Genomic DNA, 24615 nt, shown 5'->3' with positions numbered 1-24615 from the left:
CGAGAGGAAAATAATGTCCCTCAACCGCACTGAGCTCATTGCAAAGATCGCCGAAGAGGCCGGCCTCACGAAGACCGACGCCGACAAGGCCATTTCCGCTCTTCAGACCGTTCTGGTTGACGCCCTTGCTCAGGGCGATTCGGTCAAGATTACAGGCCTGATGTCCGTTGAGCGCACCGAGCGTGCAGCTCGCAAGGGTCGCAACCCGCGTACCGGCGAGGAAATCCAGATCCCTGCCGGTTACGGCGTGAAGATCTCCGCTGGTTCCAACCTCAAGAAGGCTGTTGCTAAGTGAGCGATCGCTCATAGAACACTCATCTGAAGGAGGCACCCACGGGTGCCTCCTTCATTTTCTGAGGAGAAAAGCAACGGATATAGTCCCAAAACATAGGCAAGGATCTTCCTTGAGGAGAGTGATACTCAATTCTCGGATGTGGTGAATGCCCATTTGCTGGAGGTATGAAATCGTCAGATGCAGAACTAGAATGGAGCACATGATTACTCCTTCGTATGGTTCATCAGAGCTTGGTTATCCGGATCCAGGGCAGCCCGAATCAGCCGGCGGCACCGCAGTTCTCGAAGAGGTTCGCGAAGAAGTTCAGCCTGGCGATAACGAGCGCTATGCACACTACGTGCGCAAAGATAAGATCATGCGCTCAGCTGTTGAAGGACGTCCTGTTGTGGCGCTGTGCGGAAAAGTTTGGGTGCCGATGCGCAATCCTGATCGTTTTCCCGTGTGTCCCACGTGCAAAGCGATCCATGAATCGATGAAGAATGGCGGCGGAGATTCATCCTGGCCATTTGGCCCGAACGTGCCTGGTGATCAATGAGCGCGGGCGGTCACAGCCGGCCTTCTCTTTTTTCCGCTGAAAACCTTTCTCCTTCATATCCTCAACGCGCTGCGTGGGGGACGGCCGGGAGTCTGCGTGCGTGGCAGGCAGAGGCGCTGGAACAATATCTTCGTGACATGCCGCAAGATTTTCTTGCGGTTGCGACCCCAGGTGCAGGTAAAACTACGTTCGCGCTACGCGTTGCGGTGGAGATGCTTGCACGTGGCAAGGCTACTGAGCTGACAGTTGTCTGCCCAACGGAACATTTGAAGTACCAGTGGGCAGAGGCGGCAGCTCGCGTCGGCATCCAGCTTGATCCTGACTTTTCTAACTCCCAAAGCGGACTCGGGCGATCGTTCAACGGGGTGTGTGTGACCTACGCGCAAATTGCGCGTGCTCCGATGATGCATCGCCACCGCACGTCGGCAAAGAAAACGATGGTGATTTTGGATGAAGTGCACCATGGAGGAGATAACCTCTCGTGGGGAGACGCCATCCGGGTTGCCTTCTCTCCGGCAGTTCACCGACTGTCGCTTACCGGTACACCGTTCCGCTCCGACACGGCGAAAATTCCGTTCATCACCTATGAACCTGATGCGGACGGTATTTTGCGTTCACGTGCAGATTACTCCTACGGCTATGCCAACGCTCTTCACGACGGCGTTGTGCGCCCGGTTATTTTCATGTCCTATTCGGGCGAAATGACGTGGCAGACCAAGCACGGCGAGGTCTATCAATCCACATTGGGAGAAGCGTCAACAAAGGACGTTACGTCGCTTGCATGGCGTACAGCTTTGGATCCAGGTGGTGATTGGATTCGCGCTGTGCTCGCTGCTGCTGATGACCGACTCAGTATCGTGCGTAAAGGAGTCCCCGACGCCGGTGGTCTAGTCATCGCGACGGATCACAAAACTGCGCGTGCCTACGCTACGATCCTTGAACAGATTTGTGGTCAGAAAACAACGGTTGTGCTCTCAGACGATACAACCGCATCCGACAAGATTGCCGAGTTCTCCGCTAACACAAAGCGTTGGATGGTTGCCGTGCGCATGGTGTCGGAGGGTGTGGACGTCCCGCGACTCTGCGTCGGAGTGTATGCAACCTCGACATCCACACCTCTATTCTTTGCGCAGGCAATCGGGCGTTTTGTTCGTGCACGTAAGCGCGGCGAAACTGCTTCGGTGTTCCTTCCATCTGTGGAAGTATTGCTTGGACTGGCGGGTGCGCTCGAAAAGGAGCGAGATCACGCGCTGGTAAAGAAGCCAGCCCAAGAAGGGTGGGATGACGACGCCGTAGCGCAAGCGAATCGTGAAGAGACGGCGTCGGACGAGGTCAACGGCCCGGGATATCAGGCTCTTTCCTCCGACGTTACCTTCGACAGGGTGGTCTTCGACGGAGCAGATTTTGGACAGTGGGCTGAAGTCGGATCTGATGAAGAAGCCGACTTTCTCGGTATCCCAGGTCTCCTTGAACCCTCGGAAGTGACACAACTTTTGCGTCAGCATCAAGCTGAACAGGCTGCAGCCTCGAAAAAACGTGGTGATGGACCGTCACCAGTGATGGATTCGCGCAAGCGTCGTGAAAAGCGCAAGGAGCTATCCAAGCTAGTGGCTGCGTTCGCGGCAAAGACCGGCCGACCTCATGCACTGATTCACACTGAGCTTCGCAAAGCCACTGGTGGCCCCGATGTTGCGAGAGCTTCACTTGAACAGATTGAAGCGCGGATACTCAAAATCCAGCGATGGTTCGTTGGGCGGAAATAAAACATCAAAAAGATGATGGTGGGGAGCGGAATTTGCTCCCCACCATCATCTTCAATGCACGCTGCTATTCGTCGTCGCCGTCGAAGATATCTTCGAGGCGAGTAGGGATACCTGGTTCGCCTTGAGACAAGCGCCATGCGGCATAGGGTAGAGCGGCGCGAGAGTTGCGATGACGTTCCGCAGCCAACGCTAGTGAATCAGGCTCCCGGTACATTTCGTTGATGACGCCGTTGTCGATTAGTGTCACCTGAAGTGGGCGTGCGTGTTGGGAAGCGAGATAGTCTAATCCTTGTTGATAGTCGCGCGCAGAAACAACGACTTCTTCAACAGCACGACCAGTTTCATCGTGACGACGTCCGGCGATCTTCAGCCCACCCACCGAGGACTTGTGATCTGATTTTTTGGAGACCTCTTTCCATGTGCCGTCAGAGTTTTCACGTGCGACAAGTTTGTAGACGAGCTCCGCCGTCGGATGACCGGAACCAGTGACTAGCTTTGTCCCCACACCGTAAGCGTCCACAGGAGCAGCCCCCAGGGCGGCAATAGCATATTCGTCAAGATCTGATGTCACAGTGATCTTGGTGGAAGTTGCGCCCAGTTCGTCGAGCTGCTGACGAACTGTGAAAGCTGAGGCCACAAGATCTCCAGAATCGAGGCGAACGGCTCCGAGCTCGCCTCCAGCTACACGGGCGGCTTCGACTGCCTTCTTCACGCCTTCTGTGACGTTGTAAGTATCAACGAGGAGGGTTGTCTGCGTCCCCATGGTTGCAATCTGTGCAGCGAACGACTCTTCTTCGGAATCATGCAGAAGTGTGAAGGAGTGTGCCGCCGTACCGATCGGCTTAATGCCGTATTTGCGCGCAGCCTCCAGATTTGAAGTTCCCATGAAGCCGCCAATGACTGCTGCGCGTGCTGCCGCAACTGCTGCGATTTCGTGAGCTCTCCGTGCGCCCATGTCTAGGCATGGGCGATCATGAGCTGCCGTTGTCATACGCGATGCGGCAGTGGCGACCGCGGAATCGTAGTTCAAGATCGAGAGCAGAACGGTTTCCAAAATGCAGGTTTCGGCAAATGTTCCGCGAACGGTCAAAATAGGAGAGTTCGGGAAATAGCATTCGCCTTCCGGGTAGCCAAACATCGAACCTGAAAAGTGGTAGTTTGCCAGGAAATCCAACGTCTGTTCAGAGAGAAAATTTTGTGACCGCAAATAGTCGATTTCCTCGACACCGAAGCGGAATTTCTCTACAGCATCCAATATTCGTGCAGTTCCTGCGACGACGCCGTAACGCCGGCCGCCGCTGAGGCGCCGTCCGAATACTTCAAAAACAGATTCGCGAAACGCTGTGCCCGAATGAATCGCCGAGTCCAGCATCGTCAGCTCGTACATGTCGGTGAGCAACGCCGTGGAAGTTGTGGTCATAGAGTCTACAGTAGTGTCCATCGTGTGACCGCGCCTACTTTTTGATGGAAAAGGGTGTGAAAAGTGTGGCTAAATGCGCTATAGGTATAGCGGCTATGTACCGATTCTTCGGTAGAATTATCGGGTGCCCGTTGACAAAGATATTGCGAATCCTCAAGAAGAAACTCACCTGACGCCGGCCAAGGTTATTGGTTGGCGTACCGTTGTACACAATGATCCGGTCAACCTCATGGGATACGTGCAGTGGGTATTCGAGTCGTATTTCGGAATGGACATCGAATCTGCCTATCAATGCATGTTGAAAGTCCATCACCGTGGACGTGCGATTGTGTCCACTGGAAGTCGCGAAGCGATGGAAAAGGACGCTGCAGCAATGCATAAGTTCGGTTTACGTGCCACGATCGAGGAGGACGCACAATGATGGCGTTTCGTCCAGTGCGCGGGGGATACGAAGCGCGCGCAACCGACGATGAGCGTGCTATGCTCGCTTCTCTTGCCAGCGACCTGGTATTCATGATGGGCTCAGACATGGATCGTGAAGTTGAGCGGCGTGAAGAAGTTGCTCAGCGCGAGGGCAATACGGATGCAGATTTTTTTGATGCTCTTGAGCTTGAACTTGCCGGTGTAGAAGAAGCTGCACACGCCGCCGTCGCCGACGAGCCACAGATGACTTTCGACGATGATCTTCCAAGCGATTACGCTATGGAAGCACTCTTTCCAGACATGAGCGAGAACCCACAAGATGCTCAAACACTGCGAGAGCTGACAGAGGATTCTATTGCTGGTGCGAAAATCGAAAATCTCACCACATTTTTTATGCAACTTGACGCCATCGAGACTCCCGCCAACGCGAAGGATACTGCAATGGGCATTGGCGATCGTGTCTGGGTGTCAAACGAGGATGCATCCGCGTGGCTTGCATCTTTGAATGATATTCGTTTGGTTCTTGCCGCTCGTTTGGAAATCGATTCCGATGAAAAAGCAACGGAAATTTTTGAACGTGCGGGTCTCTTCACCACGCATTCGAGTCGTATGGCTGACGATATCCCGGAGGTATCTACCCCTGAAGATATGATGGCGGTACTGTACGCGATGTCGACCTGGTGGCAAGAATCGCTCGTGGCTTCTGTCCGGGCGAAGGAGGCGCGGCGATGAATAATGCACCGATCGGAGTTTTTGACTCGGGAGTTGGCGGACTGACGGTCGCTCGTGCAATTATTGATCAGCTCCCTGGGGAATCCATTACCTATATTGGCGACACAAAATATGCGCCATACGGGCCGCGTCCCATCGCTCAGGTGAGAAAACTTGCTCTGGGCGTGATGGATCAGTTAGTGGGTCAAGGCGTCAAAATGCTCGTGATTGCGTGCAATACAGCGTCGTCGGCGGTGCTTCATGACGCTCGTGAGCGCTATCAACGTGTGGGAATTCCTATTATTGAAGTGATTCAGCCAGCTGTGCGCCGTGCGATGGCGTCCACGCGCCACCGCAATATCGGTGTGATCGGCACTCAAGGAACAATCAGCTCGGGCGCTTACGCTGATGCGTTCGCGGCTGCGGTGGATGTGAAGCTCACGATGCAGACGTGTCCAGCATTCGTGGAATTTGTTGAACGTGGTATTACTACTGGTTCTGAGTTGCTTGAGAAAGCTCAGGAATACCTCACTCCTGTTCGTGACGCCGGTGTCGATACTCTCGTTTTGGGCTGTACTCACTATCCCTTGCTTACGGGTGTAATTTCTTATGTGATGGGCGATGATGTCACGCTAGTGTCGAGTGCGGAAGAGACAGCAAAAGACGTCTATCGAACATTGGTTGCGAACGATATGCTCGCCGATGGGACTGATCCCCAATATCGTTTCATGGCAACGAGTGATCCCGACGAATTCGGCCGCCTTGCGCGTCGTTTCCTTGGTCCTGAAGTGATGGGGGCGACGCAGATCAACCACGAGGAGGACAGCGAATGAAACTCACGGTGATCGGATGCTCAGGGTCGATGTCCGGCCCGGCGTCGGCGTCGTCATCTTATTTGGTTCAGAGCAATGCCGGTGGGTCAGTGCTCTTGGATCTGGGAGCAGGAACGATCGGGAATCTTCAGAACCACATCGATCCGCTCAGCATCGATGCCATTGTGCTAAGCCATCTTCATGCTGATCACTGCGGCGATCTTGCGGCCATGCACGTGTATCGGCGCTGGCATCCAGATGCGCCGGGCACACCCATACCTGTGTATGCTCCATCGGATGCGGGTAAGCGGTTGCAACAGCTTGCTGATGATCCGGCCGGTGAAGACTACAGGCCAGAGTTTCATTTCCATGTAGTGCGTCCGGGCGACAGCGTTGAAGTCGCGGGTTTGCGCATGACGTTCTGCCAAGCGTGGCATACGGTTCCGGCTCTCGGCATGTTGGTGGAGGATCTCACAGACGGAGGACGCATCTTCTACACCGGAGATTCAGATTTGAGTGATGAGCTCGTCGCTGCGGCTTCTCAGGCCGACCTGATTGTGTCCGAAGCTGCGTTCGAAGAAGGACGAGACACCGTGCGTGGAGTTCACATGACGGGCGTTCGCGCTGGCCAATTGGCTACCCGAGCTGCCGACGCGGCCAGTCGTTTCCGGCCCGATGGTCAGCTTGTGCTCACCCACCTCCAGCCGTGGACAAGCGCTCAAAAGACACTTTCGGATGCTGCAAGCGTCTTTAATGGTCCAATCGATACTGCACGCAAGGACGCGCTCTATTCAATTTAAGGTTATCTCTATGCCTGGTTCGCTAAATTTGGAGGAAAGTATGAAAAGAAAAAGGCCTGTTGCTGTAACGATTTCATTGTTACTCGCACTTTCGGGGGGGGTGTTCATCAGTAGCAAGTAAATCTCATAGTGATGAACCTCTCGCTTCCAGTGCTGATCCGGATGCTATTTCCACATCGGTTATTGCTGCACGTGCTTCAGTTGAGTGGAAGAAAGATACGCTCAACCTCGGGTCGAGTGGAGGAAAGTCAGAAATCGTCTCTTTCGAGGATATTAATGCAGATGGACACGATGATGTGTTGCTACTCGGAGAGGATGGTTTATTGCAATATCGCCAGGGAAACGGATCTTCTCATTTTTCTTCGCCCAAAAACCTAGGCAAAGTTACAGATGCGTCTCACTTGTTCGGCGGGGCTGATTTTAATGGGGATGGACGCTCAGACCTTTTCTCAATTAATTCGGCTGGAGAACTTTTTGTCCATCCCAGTGAAAAGAATTTCCGCATTGGTTCTCCGCAACGAATCGGGGAAGGTTTTTCAGATGTTTTGTCTTCCTCAGTGACGGGAAAAGGCATTGGAGGATATCCAATGTTCGTTATGCTCCGGAGCAATGTACTCGAAATTCTCCCAACGAATGCTGAACACAAACTACTCGACCCAATCAAGATTGATGGCCCATGGTCGAGTGTCCAGTCCGTGACCTTCGGAGACGATATGACAGGTGACGGTATCGCAGATTTGTGGACAACGCTCCGAAATGGCGAATTGCGTCTTTACGCGTTAAGTAATGTGGGCAAGACACATCTCATTTCTTTTGAAAAAATGGGGAGTAAGTGGACAAACGCGAAGCGACTTTTTGCGGATAATGAAGCGAAAGGAATCTATGCCACCTTTAAAGATGGTGCAGTAAAACGTTATTCCGTGAAAAAATTTATCCCACGTTTTCTCGCTCAGGAGGCACCAAAGTTTTCTCCTGAGAATGCTCCTACATCAGCTTCCCTCATTGGAAAGAATGTCAATATTGACTTTTCTCATCCGCAGGCACAAGTCTCAATTCCCAGCGGCAAAGACTGTCACATCGGCATCTCGTTTTCGAAAGTCATTGAACCTGCGGGTTGTCGATACGGTTCTGGTGATCTCACGGTGATGGTCGCCGGAGATTCTCATGCTGCTGCGTGGGCTCCCGCAATGCAAAAATTGGCCGGGGAAGGTTACTTCTCCCTCGAATACAACACTCGTGACGCGTGCTCAATTCAGAATCGTGGCCTCACAGGAGAGGTGACTGAGTATCCTGCATGTCTGGAGTGGAAGAAGAGGGTTGTCAAGCGGATCAAGCAGAATCCTCCTCAAATTTTGATGTTGAGTAATTACGTCTACTCGAAGAACATCACACTTCCAGCGCACGAGGCTGCTATGCGTGACCTACTCAATGAAATTCCGCGTACTGTCCAGATTGTCTTTATTCGTGATACCCCACGTTTTAGAGAACATAACATTGAATGTCTCTCGCGAAATCTTGAGAATCCGGGGGCGTGTGCAGTGAGTCGAGACGAAGGTGAAGATCAGCGTTATTTCAATGTCAACAAAAAGCTCGCAGCCGAGTATGGTGCGAAAATTTTGGATTTGAATGATCATATTTGTGATTCCTCGAAGTGTTACCCAGCAATTGGGGACACGGTTGTTGCGAAAGATCAGCATCACCTCACACGTGACTTCGCGGAGAAAATGACACCAGCTGTACTGTCCGGCCTGAAATCGATCGGAATATTGAACTAGTCATTCTCTGGTGTGGTGGCAGCGCCTGTTTTATCTCTCATCATGTCGAGCGCGTTATGCTTGAGACATGACTGAATTCTCTCGCAAAGACGGGCGCGCCACCGATGAACTGCGTCCAGTAACCATTACCCGCAACTACCTCGAAGCTGGCGAAGGCTCAGTTCTGGTGGAGTTTGGTCGCACGAAAGTTTTGTGCGTGGCCTCTTTTACCGCAGGTGTACCGCGCTGGCGTAAAGACTCGGGCCTTGGCTGGGTGACCGGTGAATACGCGATGTTGCCGCGTGCAACCGATACTCGCAACCAGCGCGAGTCAGTCAAGGGCAAAGTCGGCGGACGAACACAAGAAATCTCTCGCCTCATTGGCCGTTCACTTCGGGCGGTTGTCGATTTTGAAGCACTCGGTGAGAACACCATCGTCTTGGATTGCGACGTGCTTCAAGCGGATGGTGGCACCCGTACAGCCTCGATTACCGGCGCTTATGTCGCTCTGGCTGACGCCGTCGCCTGGGGAATCGCCAACGGACATATCCACCCACGAGCAGGCAAGCCAGTGTTGCGCGATTCAATTTCTGCAATTTCTGTCGGCGTAATTGATGGCCATGCGTGCTTAGATTTGCCGTATGAGGAAGACTCGCGCGCGCAAACTGACATGAATGTGGTGATGACCGGTAGTGGAAAATTCATTGAGGTTCAGGGGACTGCTGAAGGTGAGCCTTTTTCGCGTACTGAACTCGGACAGTTGCTGGATTTGGCGGAAAAGGGTAACCGTGAACTGTCACAGCTTCAGAAAGCGGTATGCGAATGAAACTTATTTTTGCCACCCATAATGCGCACAAGGTTGAAGAACTTGAGGCAATTTTGAGGCCACTCATCCCGGGGCTAGCAGGGATTGAGGGCGCAGCCTCGTTGGGAATCGATGAACCTGTTGAAGATGCTGTGACTTTTGAAGGAAACGCCTTGATCAAAGCGCGTGCAGTGGCTCGAGCAACTGGGCGCCCAGCCCTCGCTGACGACTCAGGTATCAGCGTGGATGTCCTCGGAGGGGCTCCGGGTATCTTCTCTGCAAGGTGGAGTGGTATTCACGGCGATGACATGGCCAATGTTGCACTTTTATTGGCTCAGCTTGCCGATGTTCCATTGGAACATCGGGGCGCGGAATTCATCTGTGCTGCTGCTCTAGTGATGCCGGACGGACGTGAATTTACTCAGCGTGGTCGTGTGCGTGGCACTTTGCGCGATGAACGTAGTGGCGAAGGTGGTTTCGGATATGACCCGATCTTCCAACCGGAGGGATGTGACGTAACGGCTGCTGAGCTGACACCTGAGCAGAAGAATGCGATCTCGCATCGCGCACGAGCATTCAGTGCATTTGCGCCTGTGATACGTCGCGAGGTCTTTTCTCAGGCGCTTTAGTACCACTAGAGCCGCTCGCGCGTGTACCCCAAAAATGCGAGCGCACGCTTGACGATTTCTGCGTGTCCCGGCGTCATTTCTGCACACAGCTCGCGTGTGTAGAGATCGCCGGGGTCAAACCACGTAAAACCTAAGGCGTCATTCTGAGGTGAACAATCCCCCGAAATGGGGACAACGTAGCAGAGCGCGACGGCGTGCTGCCGCGAATCGAAAAAGCCCTCTCCCGGCGTCGGGAAGTATTCGCCAACAGTGAACGGAACCATGGAAGCAGGAATTCGCGGTAGCGCCATGAGCCCGAGATCCTTTTCAAGGTGGCGTACGACAGCTGCTCGCACAGTTTCATGAAAGAGAACTCGACCTGAAACAATCGATCGTGAGATGACGTCATCGCCGCCTTGAAGGAGGAGGCCGACAGCTTCAACTTGGCCAGTTTCGCTTAAGCGCACAGGGACCACATTCACGTAGAGCATCGGGACTTTGTTGCGCACAAATTCCAACTCTTCAGGACTCAGCCAAGAGGCCATCTCTTCCATTCCATCCATAGTGTCATTGTGCCTTCTGAAGGGAAAGAAAAGTGAGAGTGTGCGCCACTGGTGAACGTATGAGTTGGCCGCACCATGCATCTTCTCGTCACCGAGCGTGGCATGATGTCGATATGACGAAATACGAAAAGCCGATGATGGCTCTCGCCGCGGCCTTTGCAACTGCCATGGTGGCGCTTGGGTGGTACACCCTGATTAAATCTGGATGGAATTGGATGGTTCTGATCCTCGTTCTCGTAGCAACTGCACTCGCAGCGGGGAGCTGGTGGGCATTTTCATCGAGGCATTTGAATGCAGTTGCTGGCTGCATGTTGGGAGTGGCTTTTTTGACGCCGACGGAACTGGGCTACGTTCCGATGATTGTCGGGTTCGTGGTCTTTGCTCTGTTGGTGAGTCTGCGGCTTTTCAATGAACTAGATCAAGGAGGGACACGATGACATTCGAGGTGGGACAGAAGGCTCCTGATTTCACATTGCCGACTGTCGGTGGAGGGGAAGTCACTCTCCACGAGGTTATTGCTCAAGCAAACAAGGGCGTTATCGTCTATTTCTATCCACGTGCAATGACGCCGGGTTGTACGAAGGAAGCATGCGATTTCCGAGATAGCGAGAATTCGCTGAAAAGCGCTGGATATTCGGTGATCGGAATTTCGCCCGATTCTGTTGAACAACTTGAAAAGTTCACACAGAAGGAATCATTGAACTTCCCATTAGCATCGGACGAGGATAAGGCTGTGGCAACTGAATGGGGAGCTTACGGCGAGAAGAAAAACTACGGCAAGATCTCAATGGGAATCATTCGATCAACGTTCGTTATCAGTTCTGAGGGAACCTTTATTCAGACAATGTACAACGTTAAGGCCACCGGACATGTGGCGCGTGTGCGCAAAACTCTGGGTATTGACTCTTAGAGTTTTTCTTTTGTTGCTCTGACCGCTATGCTAGGGGAGCACGCGCGAGTGGCGGAATTGGTAGACGCGCTAGATTTAGGTTCTAGTGCCTTCGGGTGTGGGGGTTCGAGTCCCCCCTCGCGCACCGTTAGAATGGCTCTATATCAACGCTTTGTAAATACGTTAAGCGGTGGTTGCACACTCTGTTGCACACACTCGCGCAAAGCATCTCCGCAGGTATTGACAGGTAGAGTACGCATGGCCGCCTCAAGACAGAAAAACCAAAATGTCACATCACCTTGATGTCGTGGTTTTCACGGCTTTCTGTCGCTGCTTCTACAGGGACATGTGGTCTTTTGGCACCCTGAAAATCAATACTCGAGCCATATCTTGAGCTGAAATACGAAATTCAGGGTGCTAAAAGACAGAAGCTATGGGTATGGGGTGCCGGTCGATCACTGAAGTGCTCCCTGAAAGTTGGACTCGATAATTGAGTTCCTTCTTTCAGGGAGCACTTCACACAACCGGCACCCCCATACCCATGTCAAAGTTTATTTCTTCGACTTATCAGCCTGCGCGCTACCCGAGTACAACTTCTCGATCGCGGAGGCGAAGCGCCGATTAACTTCGGCACGCTTGACCTTGAGCGATGGTGTCAGGAGCCCGTTTTCCACGGTGAAATCGGTGGGAAGTACGGAGAATTTGCGAATTGATTCTGCGCGTGACACTTGCTTATTGGTTTTATCGATGGCACGACCCAGCGATTCGAGTACAGCAGGATGCTTCGCTGCAGTGTACATGTCCATCGTTGTTTCGAGTCCATGAGCTGCAAGCCAGCCAGGGAGCATATCAGCATCAAGTGTGATGAGAGCTGCGACGAAAGGACGCTGATCACCGATCGCAACAATTTGTGAAATCAACGGGTGTGAACGCAATGGATCTTCGAGAACAGCAGGGGAGACATTCTTGCCGCCAGCAGTGACAAGCAGTTCCTTCTTTCTGCCTGTAATTGTCAGGTAGTTGGCCTTGTCGAGCTCACCGATATCGCCAGTGTGGAACCATCCCTCAGAGTCGAATACTTCATCCGTTGCTGCTTGATTGTTGCGGTAGCCGCGGAATAAATGCGGCCCCTTAATCATGACCTCGCCGTCATCGGCGATTTTGTACGATGTCCCTGGCATTGGCAAACCAACCGTGCCCATGCGGATCGCCTTGGGAGGATTGACTGACGTGGCTCCTGTCGCTTCCGTCAGGCCATAGGCTTCAAGCACCTTCAAACCGATTCCACGGTAGAAGTGACCTAGGCGCTTCCCGAGTGGTGCGCCCGCAGAAACTGCCCAATTCACCTGTTCGCCGATCACATCAGTGATCTTAGACCACACAAGCTTGCGGGCGATTTTAATCTTGAACGCCAGGAAAAGACCTGCATGGCGTGAGGATGAATCTACGGCGACTTGCGCAGCCCAGCGGAAAATCTTGCGTTTAATGCCGCCACCCGCCTTGGTCTCCGCAGCATTGTAGATTTTCTCCAGAACGCGCGGGACAACGAGCAAAGCGGTGGGTTTGAACGACGTAATATCTGCCACCAGGTTTTTGATATTAGGGGCGTGTCCAGCCACTCCATTCCCGGCAATAATAAAGTAGAAAACCACGCGAGCCATCACATGTGCCATTGGCAGGAAGAAAAGCACACGAGTGTCTTTCGTCGTCGTGACCGCGGGGAGGAACTGATGAACTTCCAACGTCGTGGACACAAAATTGCCGTGAGTGAGTTCCACCCCTTTGGGATTTCCTGTTGTTCCAGATGTGTAAATCACCGTGGCAAGCGAATCCATCGTGAGGTTCTTTTTACGACGATCAATTTCCGCATCGTCCACGTCTGCAGCAGCAGCGTAGAGCTGAGAAATTGCGTCACCAGCGAATGAGACGACCTTCATGAGCTCTGGGGTCGCAACGGATTCGACAACCGCTTTTTGCGCTTCGGTCTCTGTGATGACGTATTTAACGTTGGCGTCCTCGAGAATCCATCGAACCTGTTGAGCAGAGTCAGATTCGTAGATTGGTACTACAACGAGTCCTGCCGACAGCGCTGCCATATCGATGAGATTCCAGTTGTAGGAGGTTGCGGCGAAAATAGCGATCGAATCACCTTCCGCGAGTCCTTCCCCGACAAAGCCTCGCGCAACAACGCGAATATCAGCCTGGAACTCCGCCACAGTCATCGGTGACCATGTGCCAATCGACACTTGGCGTTCGATTGCCACCTGCTTTGGCGCGCGCTTCTCCCTCTCATCAAGCATCCACGGGATGTTCATCCAGTGCTTGGTGTGAACGAGGGACTTGCGGGTGACGCTTCCGTCACGGTTCTTCTTCATCAAACCTTCTTTCTTGGCGGATTCGCAGGTAATGCCAACTTTAAGAGCGTGGCGCGTTGAGCGCTACCGCATTTGTGAGGACATCGGCTATCTTTTTCCGGAGTGCACTCCCATTTGTGTATGCTTCGCGCTGAGCAACAACGTATTGAGCCCGGCCTTGCGGGGTTTCCACCGGAATAGGTTCGATGCCGATTGAGCGAGAATCGTAGGGGCTTGCAGCTTGGTCAATTCGACGTGCGGCTAGCGCAACATCGTACGCCTCAATGGTCCACTCGCTTGGGAAGATATGAGGGAATTGCAGACATACCCGCAGTAAATCCATTGTGACGTGAATGCAGCCAGGTTGCTCGTTATTCATCACTGTTTCATAGGTTGGTTCAGTGGCATTGAGTGGTCTGGCATCTGGTTGAAAAAACTGAAAGGCGTCAAAGTGAGTGCATCGGATATGTGCCTTTTCCACGACTCGGTGGGTTTCTTCTTGCCCGAGCCGAAGAGGGAGTTGATGGCGCAGGTGAGGAGCGTGATAGACCATCGCCCATTCGTGCCATCCAAAACATGAAAAATGGGGTTCACGTTTGAGAAGTTTTTGTTGAAGCTGAGCTTGGAAGGTTAGCCCCTTCGCGCGCTCCTCAAAGTAACTAGGTGAAAGAACGACGACGTCGTTATCCCTTACGTACCAGCGATTAGATGAGCGTTTCTCCCACCACGCGAGTGCTTTGGGTTGGAGGGGACGTCTGAGTCCGATACCACCGTCGTTGCAAATTCCTGGGTGCCACACGGAGAACCTGCCGGGGCGCAGCGGAAAGTACTCATAGAGAAAATCTTCCATCGCGTTGGGGACGTGGGTGCTTTGACGCTCGAGGCGGGCTTGTGTTCGGCTTTCTGCAGCTTCACGGTGCGCAACGACGCGCGGCCACCACTGTTCTTCTTCCAGCACAATCATGAAACAAGTGTGTCAGGTTTTGTCCTAAAGTGAGTACATGAAGATTGCGCGACTTTCACTTGAATCCGGTCCACGTTTTGGTGTGGCTGACGACACAGGTAACTATCACATCATCGCCGGTGATCCGATTTATTCGGGTATTGAGCAGACGGGAAAAACTGTTCGTCAGCAGGAAGCAAACTTGGTATCTCCGATGATTCCACGCTCAAAAGTTGTGGGCGTTGCAGGGAACTTCGGCCAAGACGCTGATGGTCTTGTCTTCCTCAAGCCGAACACCGCAGTGGTTGGGCCGGATGTGCCGATTACCATCCCCGCCTGGTCAACTTCTGTAGCAGTCGCCGGTTCGCTGGCAGTTGTCATTAAGCGTATTTGCAAAGACATTGAACCTGAGCGTGCCCAAGATGTGATTTTCGGTTATACCGCAGCCATTGACGCCACCGACGAAGGTGCACTGGCGAAAGGACAGCTCACTGAGGCGAAAGGCTTTGATACCTCGTTGCCGCTGGGGCCGGTCATCGAAACTGCGCTGGATCCGTCTGGATGTGACATCACTGTAGAAGTGAACGGCGAGGTTCGAGCCAGTGGAAATACCGCGGATTTCACGCAGTCAGCGGGGGAGATTGTTTCTCGTATGTCAAAGATCTTCACGCTTCTTCCTGGCGACGTTATCTTGCTTGGTCATCCAGGTGAACTTGTTCCCGTGAAAGCTGGCGACGATATTCACCTGACGATCGAGGGAATTGGTACTCTGCGAAATCCTGTTGCGTAAAAGTACGCCCGCTAACGGGGTGGCACATCATTGATGATGTGCCACCCCGTTAGCGGAGTTTGAGAGCTGCTTCGATAGGTTTGATGACTTCGTCGAATACGGCTGGCGGTACAGCAATCATCATCCGGACAAAATGATCTAAGCCGGGGCCTTGCTCGGAACCTGGAGTTAATGCGAGTCCAAACTTTTCGAGGTGTGTCGCTGCATCGACATCTGAGGGGAAAAGTCCGAGTGACTGCGCGCCTGAAAAGTTAAGCCAGGCGATGTATGTCGCTTCCATTGGGGTTAATCTGACACCTGGCCATGTCGCTGCACGTGCGGCAAGTTTATCGCGGTTGGTTCGGATGACTTCCAAGGCGCGTCGTTGCCAATCCCAGCATTCGTTGTAAGCAACTGTTTGTGCCACAATACCGAGCGTGGAGACCGCTAGCTCACCGGCATCGAAAGCAGGCGCTAACGTAGTGAGATCGTTTGCGTTTGTAAAGATTACTTGTGCTGCTTTGAAACCAGCAAGATTCCACCCTTTCGATGCCGACGTCGTAGTGATCGACTGGCGAGCAGAGTTTTCCGACACGGTGGCGTAGGGGATATGTGTCCCCTCCATGACGAAAGGGGAATGTATTTCGTCGGCGATGACGCGTGTGTGCGGAAAACGTTCAAGAAGTGCGTCTAAGGAGGCGAGTTCTTCGGCTGTATAGACGCGTCCGGTGGGATTGGCAGGGTTGACCAGGAGGAGCATTGCTGCGCCGATTGTGAGCTCTTCTTCGAGAGCAGTAAGGTTAAAAGTTATTTTCCCATCGTCATCGACAAGCGGGATCTCGACCATCTTCCTGCCCGTGCGAGGTATGAGATGGCGGAAACCTTTGTAACCAGGTGTGAAAACGAGGATGCGTTCGCCAGGTCGAGAAAGCAAAGTGATGAGCTTGCCGACGATAGTGACCACATCAGGGGCGATTCTCACGGATGTCGGATCTACTGTAAGTCCGTTGCGTGCGACGAAACTGGTGGTTGCTTCACGCAGACCCTCGAGTTGATACGGTTCCAAATAGCCCACTCCGGGGCCAGTAAGATATTGACAGATTGCATGTTGGATCTGAGGAGCAGTACCGAAATCCATCTCTGCTCGCCACAATTGGAATGGGCGTTGTGGGTTGGCCCACTTGACTGAGCCAGAGGAGCGAAGGTCATCGAGAGTAGAATCAAATCCCATATATGGAGCATAGTCCACTGTGGGGCTGGCCACCGCGAAAAGCGCGGAGCAATGTTCACATGATTGTGTCGGCAGTGAAAGTGCTGTGGGCCACTTCTTGCTCAGGACGTTCGACTGCCGCCGGCGTCAAGAGGGGACTAGAATAGGAACACTATGACTACTATGCCTCCTGCGGATACAGTCCGCGTTCGTTTTTGTCCGTCGCCCACCGGCACACCGCATGTCGGCATGGTGCGTACCTGTCTTTTCAACTGGGCTTATGCCCGTCACGTCGGCGGCACTTTTGTGTTCCGTATTGAGGACACTGATGCTGCACGCGATTCCCAAGAGTCCTATGACCAGATTCTTGATTCTCTTCGTTGGCTGAATCTGGATTGGGATGAGGGCGTGGAAGTGGGTGGCCCGCATCCGCCGTACCGCCAAAGTGAGCGCATGGATATCTACAAAGATGTGGCCGCTAAACTCCTTGAAGCGGGGTACGCCTACGAATCTTTTTCCACGCCACAGGAAATTGAAGACCGCCATCGAGCCAAGGGAGAAGATCCGAAGCTTGGATATGACGGTTTCGATCGTGATCTGACTGAAGAACAAAAGGCTGCGTTCCGTGAAGAAGGTCGCCAGCCAGTGTTGCGTATTCGTATGCCTGATGAAGATTTGACCTTCAACGATTTAGTTCGTGGAGAGATCACGTTCAAGGCTGGCTCTGTGCCAGACTATGTGATTGTTCGTGGTAACGGCGATCCTCTATACACGCTGACCAACCCGATCGACGATGCGATGATGGAGATCACCCACGTTCTTCGTGGCGAAGATATTCTTTCGTCGACGCCACGTCAGCTGGTTCTCTATCGTGCCTTGATCGAACTTGGAATTGCCAAGTGGACACCGTACTTCGGGCACCTGCCTTACGTGATGGGGGAGGGAAACAAGAAGCTCTCCAAGCGTGACCCAGAATCGAATCTTTTGCTTCACCGTGAACGTGGCATGATTCCTGAGGGATTGCTCAATTACTTGTCGCTTCTGGGGTGGTCGTTCTCCGCAGATCAGGATGTCTTTTCTCAGGCTCAGCTCGTGGAAAAGTTTGACATCCACGATGTCAATCCCAACCCAGCACGTTTCGATGATAAGAAATGTGTAGCCATCAATGCTGAGCATATCCGTATGCTCGATCCGGCTGATCTTGCCGTTCGTCTCGTTCCTTTCCTTTTCAAAGCCGGTGCGCTGTCGAATGAGGATTACGATCTACTTTCTGATACCGAACGCGCCTACCTCGATGCCGCTGCGCCGCTTGTTCAGACCCGTATCCAGCTCCTCGGTGAAGCTCCAGCACTGATGGGGTTCCTCTTCGCAGGGGCCGATGAACTCGAATACAACGAGAAGGCAGTCGGCAAACTCAAGGATTTCACGCCGGACGTTCTTATGAAAGCATCGCAGGTGTTTGGTGAGCTTGAGGAATTCACGCCCGAAACAATCAAAGCGGCCTTTGATGAGAAGGTTGTCGAAGCAATGGAAATTAAGCCACGTTTCGCATACGCTCCTCTGTTTGTTGCGATGACCGGAACCAACGTGTCAATCCCCGTAGTTGATTCGATGGCCATTCTCGGTAAGGATGAAACGATCAAGCGTATTGAACGTTTCATCGCCACGTTCTGATACGTCCAACAGGGGGTGAAGACAAGAAAAGCTCTTGTCTTCACCCCCTGTTGGCGTTCAAGTGTCGCGAGGGCTGGGTATTGTCCTTGGCTATTGCGTGAGGACGCTCACTCAATCTAGATTTGCTTCATTGGATAAAATCTGGCTATTATATTTTCGTTGTGGTTCGGAAAGAGCCCGCGCCATATTGGGGTATGGTGTAATTGGCAGCACGAGTGATTCTGGTTCATTTAGTCTAGGTTCGAGTCCTGGTACCCCAGCGAAATAGCTGATAGCTATCTCAAGCGATTATTCGCAAGGCCCCGTTCGTCTAGCGGCCTAGGACGTCGCCCTCTCACGGCGGTAACACCGGTTCAAATCCGGTACGGGGTACGAATTAGAAGCAATTCTAATGTCAAATAAATAAACAAGGCCCCGTTCGTCTAGCGGCCTAGGACGTCGCCCTCTCACGGCGGTAACACCGGTTCAAATCCGGTACGGGGTACAAGTGAAAGGATCCGATCAATCGATCGGATCCTTTCTTTCTCTTTAGTGGTGGTAGGGAAACAGTTATCTTTCCCTACCACCACTAATTGCAAGTGTCTAAACTCAACACAACATCAGAAGGAACCATCAAGCTTTGTCTCAACGACAACCTTCTGATTGACGAACTCCTTCAAGCCCCATTCGATCAATTCGCGGCCAAAACCGGACAACTTCGTGCCACCAAATGGTACATCTGCCTTCACGCCTGTGGGCTGGTTCCAATAGACCATGCCTGTATCGAGCTTGCGAGCAACATTGGTGAAACGTTCCTTATCTGCCGTGAACACAGAACCACCCAAACCGAACGGTGATGCATTGGCTACCTCGATCGCTTCAGCCTCATCCTTGACTCGGTAAAGCTGGGTGACTGGACCGAAAAACTCTTCACGTGAGGTCTCCGAACCGGCAGGAATATCTGTCATGAGGATTGGTGCAAAGAAGTTACCAGTTTCAGGCATCTCGAAATCGAACTCTTCAATCGTTACGCCGTCGCGTGCCTTGGCCTCTTCGACTTGCTTCTTCAGCCCGTCTACAGCTGAGGCTGACGATAGTGGTGCGAGAGTTGTCGCAGGATCCATCGGGTCTCCCAGCACGAACTTTGTCACTTCATCGCGGTATGCCTCAAGGAAACGCTCGTAGAGTGAGTCGACGACGATGAGTCGCTTCGACGAGCAGCACACCTGTCCGCCGTTCCAATGGCGCCCGAAGGCTGCCCACTTTGCTGCCTTCTCGACGTCGGCGTCATCCAGAACAATGAATGCATCAGCACCACCCAGTTCCAGAGTGGACTTCTTGACGTACTTCGATGCTGTCGCGGACACAGCAGCGCCTGCGGGCTCCGAGCCGGTCAAGGCGACGCCACGCACGCGTGGGTCGGAGAGAATTTGCTCGGTTGCATCGTGCGAGGCGAAGATATTCACCAGCAAACCTTCTGGCGCGCCAGCACGACGGAAGAGCTCTTCCATCTTCAAAGCTGATTGTGGAACGATCGAGGCGTGCTTGAGGACGATTGTGTTGCCAGCTGTAAATTGCGGAGCGCCGATACGAATCACTTGGTAGTAGGGGAAGTTCCACGGCTCAACTGCGTAGATCACTCCAAGCGGCTCGAAGTATGCTTTCACTTCGCCATCGGCAAATCCTTTTGCAGGGATGACTTCTGGAGCGAGAAGTTCCTCGCCTTTCTTGACGTAGTACTCAAGCATTCCGACGCACAAGTCAACCTCAAGTTCAGCCTCACCGATCAGTTTGCCCATCTCGGTGGTGAGAACTTTCGCGTACTCGTGGCGTTCCTCTTTCAGGATCTCAGCAGCTTTTGCGAGTACTTTTACGCGCTCGGAGATTGGGCGATTCTTCCATTCCTGGAAGGTGTCATCAGCTTTCGTGATGGCTGTTTCAACATCTTCGCGGGTTGCAGTTGGAAACTCTGCTTCAACTTTTCCTGTAAACGGGTTCGTGGTTGCGTATGTCATTGTTAACTCCTCACTTATCGCGCCGTTGCGATAAGAAACTGTGACCGACTTCATTGCCGGATTTCTTCAAGCATAGCACCTGGATCCGGCGTTATGGGCAAATAGTCCTACGTCCATAGCGAACTTAAGTCCTACTTCTTCGTGGACGAGTGTTTTCGTTGCACAGATATCAAGAGTGTGAGGAGATAGAGCGGGCGGATGCGGTCAAACCTGATGTCGTTAAGGAAAGTCAGTATTTCTGCACGACATGCCAGGCAACGTCATCCGCCCGCATGATGGGTTTCACCTTAGGCAAGTCCTCGACGTTCGAGGAGAGCCGTGGAATCCGGTTCATGACCAACGAGTGACAAGAACGACTCCATGACAGGGCGTGAGGAACCACGTGAAAGTAGCTCATCGACGTAGCGACGGCCGACGGTGCGATTGAACCCGCGATCCTCGCCTTGCTCAGCCCACCACTTTTGAACCTCAGCAACCAGCACATCGGCCCATAGGTAGGAGTAGTAGCCGGCGTCGTATCCACCCGAGAAAGTGTGAGCAAAGTACGCACTGCGATAACGGGGTGGCACAAAATCGATGCCGTGGGAAGCGAGTGCCGATTGCTCGAAGGCATCGACATCCTCTGGAATCGCATCGGGTGAGAGTCGATGCCACTCCTGATCCAAGATCATCGCAGCAGTGAGCTCACTGGTGGCGTAGTCTTCGCCAAATGTCCTAGCGGACACGAGTGCGTCGATCAGCTCCTGTGGCAGAGGTTCATCGGTCTTGTAGTGCCGAGCATAATTTGACAGAACCTGTGGATCCCATGCCCACATTTCGTTTAGCTGCGAGGGCATCTCTACGAAATCGCGAGGAACATGTGTTCCTGAGCGTCCTCGATAGGTGACATTTGAGAGCAAACCGTGAAGTGCGTGGCCAAATTCGTGGAAGAGAGTGATGACGTTATCCCAGGTTAAGAGCAACGGTTCGCCATCCTTTGGCTCAGGAAAGTTAGTGTTGTTCAGAATGACTGGTTGAGTGCCATCATGAGCTGAGTTTAACACCACAGAGTGCATCCACGCTCCGCCCTTCTTCCCTGGGCGGCGATAGTAGTCAGCTTGGAACAAGCCAATTCCATGACCATCTTCGTCCTTGACTTCCCAAGTCAACATCGTCGGGACATAACCAGCGATATCGGGACGTGGAATAAATGTGATGCCGTACAGCTGCTGAGCAGCAAAAAATACGCCCTTTTCCACCACATTTTCCAGCAGAAAATACGGACGCATCGCGTCATCGTCGAGTCCTAGACGTGCACGCAATTTTTCTGCGTAGTAGGGCCAGTCTGCCGCAGTGAATTCGTCAAGACCATCAGCATGTGCCATCGCGCGTAACTTCTGGCTCTCGGTTTCCACCGCTTCCATGGCCTTTTCTATGACGGAGTCGAGAAGCTCCATGATTTTTTCTGAAGATCCTGCCATCTCGCGTTGGGCTACTACTTCCGCGTGGTGGGGGAAACCGAGTAGTGCAGCGCGTTCAGCACGCAATGAGACGATCTTCTTCACCAAAGCCCGAGAATCCGACGACGGGTGTGCTCCAAGACCGCGGCTCAGCGACGCCTCATGCAATTTTCGACGTGTCTCATGCCGGGCTAGCGTAGCCAAAGGCGGTTGCGATGTGAAATTTGTCAGAGGGATACGATACGTGCCGTTGTCTTGACGCCAATGCTCAAGCTCAGATGCTGAAGCTCCTTCGAGTTCAGTAACGTCATCAATGATGAGCGCATTATCCGTCATCGCTTGCACAACGCAATGCCCGAATTCGATCGTTGCCGAAGAGAGCTCTTGATCGATTTCCTGCAGGCGTTGTGCACTTTCGCCTTCTAATTCCACTCCATGCATACGGAACGCTTTAAGCGTGTCGGCAAACCAGGTTTGCACTTCTTCGTCCTCGCCCGAAACATCAAGTGACGCCAACCGTTGGTATAGCGCCTTATTGAAATAGAAAGCGTTCTCGTGCTCGGTGAGTTTTGGTCCAAGCTCAGCTTCAATGGGGGCGTAGGTATCTCCACCAATTGAGGAAAAATACGTGAAGATGATTGAGGAGATCCGATCAGTTTCACGCCCAGCGTCTTCGATTGCTTCAAGAGTATTGGCTACGGTGGCTGGGGAAGGGTCCGCCGCGATTGCATCCCACTGTTTCCGTTCCGCTGCCATCGCGGCTTCCATCGCGGGTAAAAAATCATCTGGCGAATATGCTTGCCAATCAGGCACACCGTAGGGTAGAGAAGAAGGTTGCATCAATGTGTTCATGTGCGCCATTCTACTCGTTCCCAGGAAATGAATTTTCACCCCGTGAGATCGCATGTGCGCCGCGAACTATTCGTCGGAGGTTACTCTTTAACTAAGTAAGTCAATCAGCGGCTGAGCTACTGTGCGCCACGTCCACTTCTCTTCAACCCACTCGCGGCCGCGATTTCCCATTGATCGTGCACGTGCAGGATTCTCCAAGAGGAATCGAATACTGGCGGCGACGGCGTCGGCACTACGACCGTTCGTCACAATCCCAGTCTCTCCATCGATCACAGCTTCTGGCGCGCCCCCAGAATCTCCCGCTACTACTGGGCGTCCGGCGGCATAGGCTTCGAGATAAACAATTCCAAGTCCCTCGATATCCAAGCCGCCGCCGCGCGTGCGTGCAGGCATCGCGAAGATATCGGCCATCGAATAGTGAGCGGGTAGTTCGGTGAAGGGAATTTCTCCGGTCAAGATGATATCCGAGTGTGCTGGCGAGGCATTTGCACGTGTGCGGAGAGAATCGCCGTAAGGTCCTTTGCCGACGATGACGAGTTTTGTTCCGGGGAATTGGTCGACGACCGATGGCCACGCATCAATAAGGATATCTTGTCCTTTTCTCGGCACGAGTCGAGAGATACAGACAACAACAGGCGTGTGCTGCGCGATCCCATACCGCGCCCGTAGAGTTTCACGGCCTTGAGGATCGAAAGAAAACACTTGAGGATCAATTGCTCCGTGTAACTGCATTGTAGGGGTTGAGCCAATGAAGGGAGCTAAATGGCGTAATGTTGCGTCGGTGAGGTAGGTAACCACGTCGGCGTCGGCAAAAACTTTGCGCAGAATCTGACGTGTGCACGGGAGCATCGACCAGCCGATTTCATGTCCGTGGGTAGTGGAGATGATTTTCGTTGCTCCAGCTTTGCGGGCTGTGTTGGCCATGATTCCCAAGGGAGCCGCGGCGCCAAACCAAACGTTGGCAACGTCGTACTCACGGATCAGCGTCTGCAAGTGGCGACGGACCGAGGGGGACGGCAACATCAGCGTTTTAGGATAGCGAACCACGTGGTAGGGCAGTGTGGCATCGTATTGTGCTGCGTGTTTGGCTCCCGACGGCGGAGTTGAGGCATAGACAACGAGCTGTTGGGGATCCAGCTGGGAAGCAAAACCTTCCAGGAAAGTCTGGATCCCGCCAGCCCGCGGCGGAAAGTCATTGGTGACAAGGAGCGTTTTCTTCATACCTCTAGCCTAACGATCACATCTGTGCACGCGCGAGAATCTGTGTGAGGCGATTCGCGGCGCTCACTACTGCCCCTGCGTGAAGTCTGCCGGGTTGCTGACCCATGCGCTCTGTCGAGCCTGAAATCGACACCGCTGCGATGACGTTTCCATTGCTTGAGCGTACCGGGGCGGAAATCGAAGCGACGCCCGCCTCGCGTTCTCCTACCGACTGGGCCCACCCACGTCGGCGAACGGCGGAAAGTACGGTGGCTGTGAATTTTGCTCCGTTCAAGCCTTGGTGAAGTTGTTCGGGGTCTTCCCACGCGAGTAACACCTGCGCTGCCGACCCTGCATACATGGAAAAGGTTGCACCCACCGGAATCGAATCGCGCAACCCGATGCTATGTTCAGCACTGGCTACGCACACACGCATATCTCCTTGGCGCTTGTAAAGCTGGGCGGATTCGCCTGTGTGATCACGAAGGGCGACGAGAATCGGGTTCGCTGCTGCCAAAAGGTGATCTTCGCCAGCTGCCTTGGATAACTCTGCCAAACGCGGGCCGAGGACGAACGAACCGGAGGAATCGCGTGCCAAGAGGCGGTGAAATTCTAGTGCGACAGCGAGCCGGTGAACTGTTGGGCGTGCGAGACCAGTTGCTGCGACTAGGCCAGCAAGCGCCAGGGGGCCATTTTCCAGTGCAGTGAGAACCGCAACGGCTTTGTCGAGGACGCCAACGCCGCTTCCATCCGTACTTTTCATGCCTCGATCTTGCCATCTCATTTTTCGAGAATCAAGGTT

General features: G+C 53.1%; 23 protein-coding genes, 4 tRNA genes and 1 pseudogene. 19 read left to right on the top strand and 9 right to left on the bottom strand.

Annotated features, from left to right (window positions below; all coding sequences use genetic code 11):
• Positions 1-13: 13 nt before the first annotated feature.
• The 3 genes from ACTOVJ_RS01735 to ACTOVJ_RS01725 all read left to right on the top strand — a co-directional run bounded on the left by ACTOVJ_RS01735 (position 14) and on the right by ACTOVJ_RS01725 (position 2593).
• A complete protein-coding gene (locus tag ACTOVJ_RS01735) occupies positions 14-295 on the top strand; it encodes an HU family DNA-binding protein (protein ID WP_449501101.1) in 282 nt (93 codons plus the stop codon).
• Positions 296-485: 190 nt separating this feature from the next.
• Complete coding sequence (locus ACTOVJ_RS01730) at positions 486-830, top strand: DUF3039 domain-containing protein (RefSeq protein WP_449501100.1); 345 nt, start codon at positions 486-488, stop codon at positions 828-830.
• Positions 827-2593 (top strand): DEAD/DEAH box helicase, encoded by a 1767-nt coding sequence (locus ACTOVJ_RS01725; RefSeq protein WP_449503931.1) that lies wholly within the window; start codon positions 827-829, stop codon positions 2591-2593. The genes ACTOVJ_RS01730 and ACTOVJ_RS01725 overlap by 4 nt, the downstream gene beginning before the upstream one ends.
• A 64-nt stretch (positions 2594-2657) precedes the next feature.
• Here ACTOVJ_RS01725 and ACTOVJ_RS01720 read toward each other — a convergent pair whose 3' ends face one another.
• Positions 2658-4034 carry a nicotinate phosphoribosyltransferase gene (locus tag ACTOVJ_RS01720; protein WP_449501098.1) on the bottom strand — a complete coding sequence of 459 codons (1377 nt, stop codon included), beginning with the start codon at positions 4032-4034 and terminating at the stop codon, positions 2658-2660.
• A 121-nt stretch (positions 4035-4155) separates the two neighbouring features.
• Here ACTOVJ_RS01720 and clpS point away from each other — a divergent pair, with 121 nt between their 5' ends.
• The 8 genes and pseudogenes from clpS to rdgB all read left to right on the top strand — a co-directional run bounded on the left by clpS (position 4156) and on the right by rdgB (position 9947).
• Positions 4156-4434: an ATP-dependent Clp protease adapter ClpS gene (gene clpS, locus ACTOVJ_RS01715; RefSeq protein ID WP_449501389.1), complete on the top strand. Its 279-nt coding sequence runs from the start codon at positions 4156-4158 to the stop codon at positions 4432-4434.
• Positions 4431-5168, top strand: a complete 738-nt coding sequence (locus tag ACTOVJ_RS01710; protein ID WP_449501097.1) for a DUF2017 family protein — start codon at positions 4431-4433, stop codon at positions 5166-5168. Before clpS ends, ACTOVJ_RS01710 begins: the two co-directional genes overlap by 4 nt.
• Positions 5165-5980: a glutamate racemase gene (gene murI / locus ACTOVJ_RS01705; protein WP_449501096.1), complete on the top strand. Its 816-nt coding sequence runs from the start codon at positions 5165-5167 to the stop codon at positions 5978-5980. Before ACTOVJ_RS01710 ends, murI begins: the two co-directional genes overlap by 4 nt.
• Positions 5977-6759 carry an MBL fold metallo-hydrolase gene (locus ACTOVJ_RS01700; protein ID WP_449501095.1) on the top strand — a complete coding sequence of 261 codons (783 nt, stop codon included), beginning with the start codon at positions 5977-5979 and terminating at the stop codon, positions 6757-6759. Before murI ends, ACTOVJ_RS01700 begins: the two co-directional genes overlap by 4 nt.
• Positions 6760-6926: 167 nt before the next feature.
• Positions 6927-7196 (top strand): annotated as a pseudogene (locus ACTOVJ_RS01695) (FG-GAP repeat domain-containing protein); the annotation flags it as partial.
• Between the two features lie 150 nt (positions 7197-7346).
• Positions 7347-8534 carry an SGNH hydrolase domain-containing protein gene (locus tag ACTOVJ_RS01690; protein ID WP_449503932.1) on the top strand — a complete coding sequence of 396 codons (1188 nt, stop codon included), beginning with the start codon at positions 7347-7349 and terminating at the stop codon, positions 8532-8534.
• A gap of 67 nt (positions 8535-8601) precedes the next feature.
• Complete coding sequence (rph, locus tag ACTOVJ_RS01685) at positions 8602-9339, top strand: ribonuclease PH (protein ID WP_449503933.1); 738 nt, start codon at positions 8602-8604, stop codon at positions 9337-9339.
• Complete coding sequence (gene rdgB / locus ACTOVJ_RS01680; RefSeq protein WP_449501093.1) at positions 9330-9947, top strand: RdgB/HAM1 family non-canonical purine NTP pyrophosphatase; 618 nt, start codon at positions 9330-9332, stop codon at positions 9945-9947. The genes rph and rdgB overlap by 10 nt, the downstream gene beginning before the upstream one ends.
• Positions 9948-9952: 5 nt before the next feature.
• On the opposite strand, the gene ACTOVJ_RS01675 is transcribed toward rdgB, so the two are convergent.
• Positions 9953-10489 (bottom strand): DUF4916 domain-containing protein, encoded by a 537-nt coding sequence (locus ACTOVJ_RS01675; protein WP_449501092.1) that lies wholly within the window; start codon positions 10487-10489, stop codon positions 9953-9955.
• Between the two features lie 113 nt (positions 10490-10602).
• Between ACTOVJ_RS01675 and ACTOVJ_RS01670 the strand changes: the two genes are divergently transcribed.
• The 3 genes from ACTOVJ_RS01670 to ACTOVJ_RS01660 all read left to right on the top strand — a co-directional run bounded on the left by ACTOVJ_RS01670 (position 10603) and on the right by ACTOVJ_RS01660 (position 11523).
• A complete protein-coding gene (locus ACTOVJ_RS01670; protein ID WP_449501091.1) occupies positions 10603-10926 on the top strand; it encodes a hypothetical protein in 324 nt (107 codons plus the stop codon).
• A complete protein-coding gene (gene bcp, locus ACTOVJ_RS01665) occupies positions 10923-11399 on the top strand; it encodes a thioredoxin-dependent thiol peroxidase (protein WP_449503266.1) in 477 nt (158 codons plus the stop codon). Before ACTOVJ_RS01670 ends, bcp begins: the two co-directional genes overlap by 4 nt.
• Positions 11400-11441: 42 nt before the next feature.
• Positions 11442-11523, top strand: a tRNA-Leu gene (locus ACTOVJ_RS01660).
• 406 nt (positions 11524-11929) lie between these two features.
• On the opposite strand, the gene ACTOVJ_RS01655 is transcribed toward ACTOVJ_RS01660, so the two are convergent.
• Both ACTOVJ_RS01655 and ACTOVJ_RS01650 read right to left on the bottom strand, forming a co-directional pair.
• The gene (locus tag ACTOVJ_RS01655) at positions 11930-13753 is read right to left on the bottom strand and encodes an AMP-dependent synthetase/ligase (protein WP_449501089.1); all 1824 of its coding nucleotides are present in this window, start codon (positions 13751-13753) and stop codon (positions 11930-11932) included.
• Positions 13754-13793: 40 nt separating this feature from the next.
• Entirely contained in the window at positions 13794-14696 is a 903-nt protein-coding gene (locus ACTOVJ_RS01650) for a hypothetical protein (RefSeq protein ID WP_449501088.1), read from the bottom strand.
• Positions 14697-14733: 37 nt separating this feature from the next.
• Here ACTOVJ_RS01650 and ACTOVJ_RS01645 point away from each other — a divergent pair, with 37 nt between their 5' ends.
• Entirely contained in the window at positions 14734-15465 is a 732-nt protein-coding gene (locus ACTOVJ_RS01645) for a fumarylacetoacetate hydrolase family protein (protein WP_449501087.1), read from the top strand.
• A 49-nt stretch (positions 15466-15514) separates the two neighbouring features.
• Here the strand turns inward: ACTOVJ_RS01645 and ACTOVJ_RS01640 are convergent, their stop codons facing one another.
• On the bottom strand, positions 15515-16675 hold the full coding sequence (locus ACTOVJ_RS01640) for a MalY/PatB family protein (RefSeq protein ID WP_449503935.1): 1161 nt from the start codon (positions 16673-16675) through the stop codon (positions 15515-15517).
• A 153-nt stretch (positions 16676-16828) separates the two neighbouring features.
• Here ACTOVJ_RS01640 and gltX point away from each other — a divergent pair, with 153 nt between their 5' ends.
• From gltX to ACTOVJ_RS01620, 4 genes are all read left to right on the top strand, one after another.
• Complete coding sequence (gene gltX / locus ACTOVJ_RS01635) at positions 16829-18328, top strand: glutamate--tRNA ligase (protein ID WP_449501085.1); 1500 nt, start codon at positions 16829-16831, stop codon at positions 18326-18328.
• 188 nt (positions 18329-18516) lie between these two features.
• A tRNA-Gln gene (locus tag ACTOVJ_RS01630) sits at positions 18517-18588 on the top strand.
• A 39-nt stretch (positions 18589-18627) separates the two neighbouring features.
• Positions 18628-18700 (top strand) — tRNA-Glu (locus ACTOVJ_RS01625).
• 39 nt (positions 18701-18739) lie between these two features.
• Positions 18740-18812, top strand: a tRNA-Glu gene (locus ACTOVJ_RS01620).
• Between the two features lie 115 nt (positions 18813-18927).
• Here the strand turns inward: ACTOVJ_RS01620 and ACTOVJ_RS01615 are convergent.
• The 4 genes from ACTOVJ_RS01615 to ACTOVJ_RS01600 form a co-directional block, all read right to left on the bottom strand.
• Positions 18928-20322, bottom strand: coding sequence for an NAD-dependent succinate-semialdehyde dehydrogenase (locus ACTOVJ_RS01615; RefSeq protein WP_449501084.1), 1395 nt, complete (start codon positions 20320-20322; stop codon positions 18928-18930).
• Between the two features lie 287 nt (positions 20323-20609).
• A complete protein-coding gene (locus ACTOVJ_RS01610) occupies positions 20610-22613 on the bottom strand; it encodes a M3 family metallopeptidase (protein WP_449501083.1) in 2004 nt (667 codons plus the stop codon).
• An 87-nt stretch (positions 22614-22700) separates the two neighbouring features.
• Positions 22701-23834, bottom strand: a complete 1134-nt coding sequence (locus ACTOVJ_RS01605) for a glycosyltransferase family 4 protein (RefSeq protein ID WP_449503271.1) — start codon at positions 23832-23834, stop codon at positions 22701-22703.
• A 16-nt stretch (positions 23835-23850) separates the two neighbouring features.
• Entirely contained in the window at positions 23851-24576 is a 726-nt protein-coding gene (locus tag ACTOVJ_RS01600) for an IclR family transcriptional regulator (RefSeq protein WP_449504606.1), read from the bottom strand.
• Between the last annotated feature and the right edge of the window lie 39 nt (positions 24577-24615).

Source organism: Arcanobacterium sp. (ex Cirak et al. 2026) (assembly GCF_053585065.1).
The sequence above is the reverse complement of the archived record's forward strand: the minus strand, read 5'-3'. Positions and strand labels throughout refer to the sequence as shown.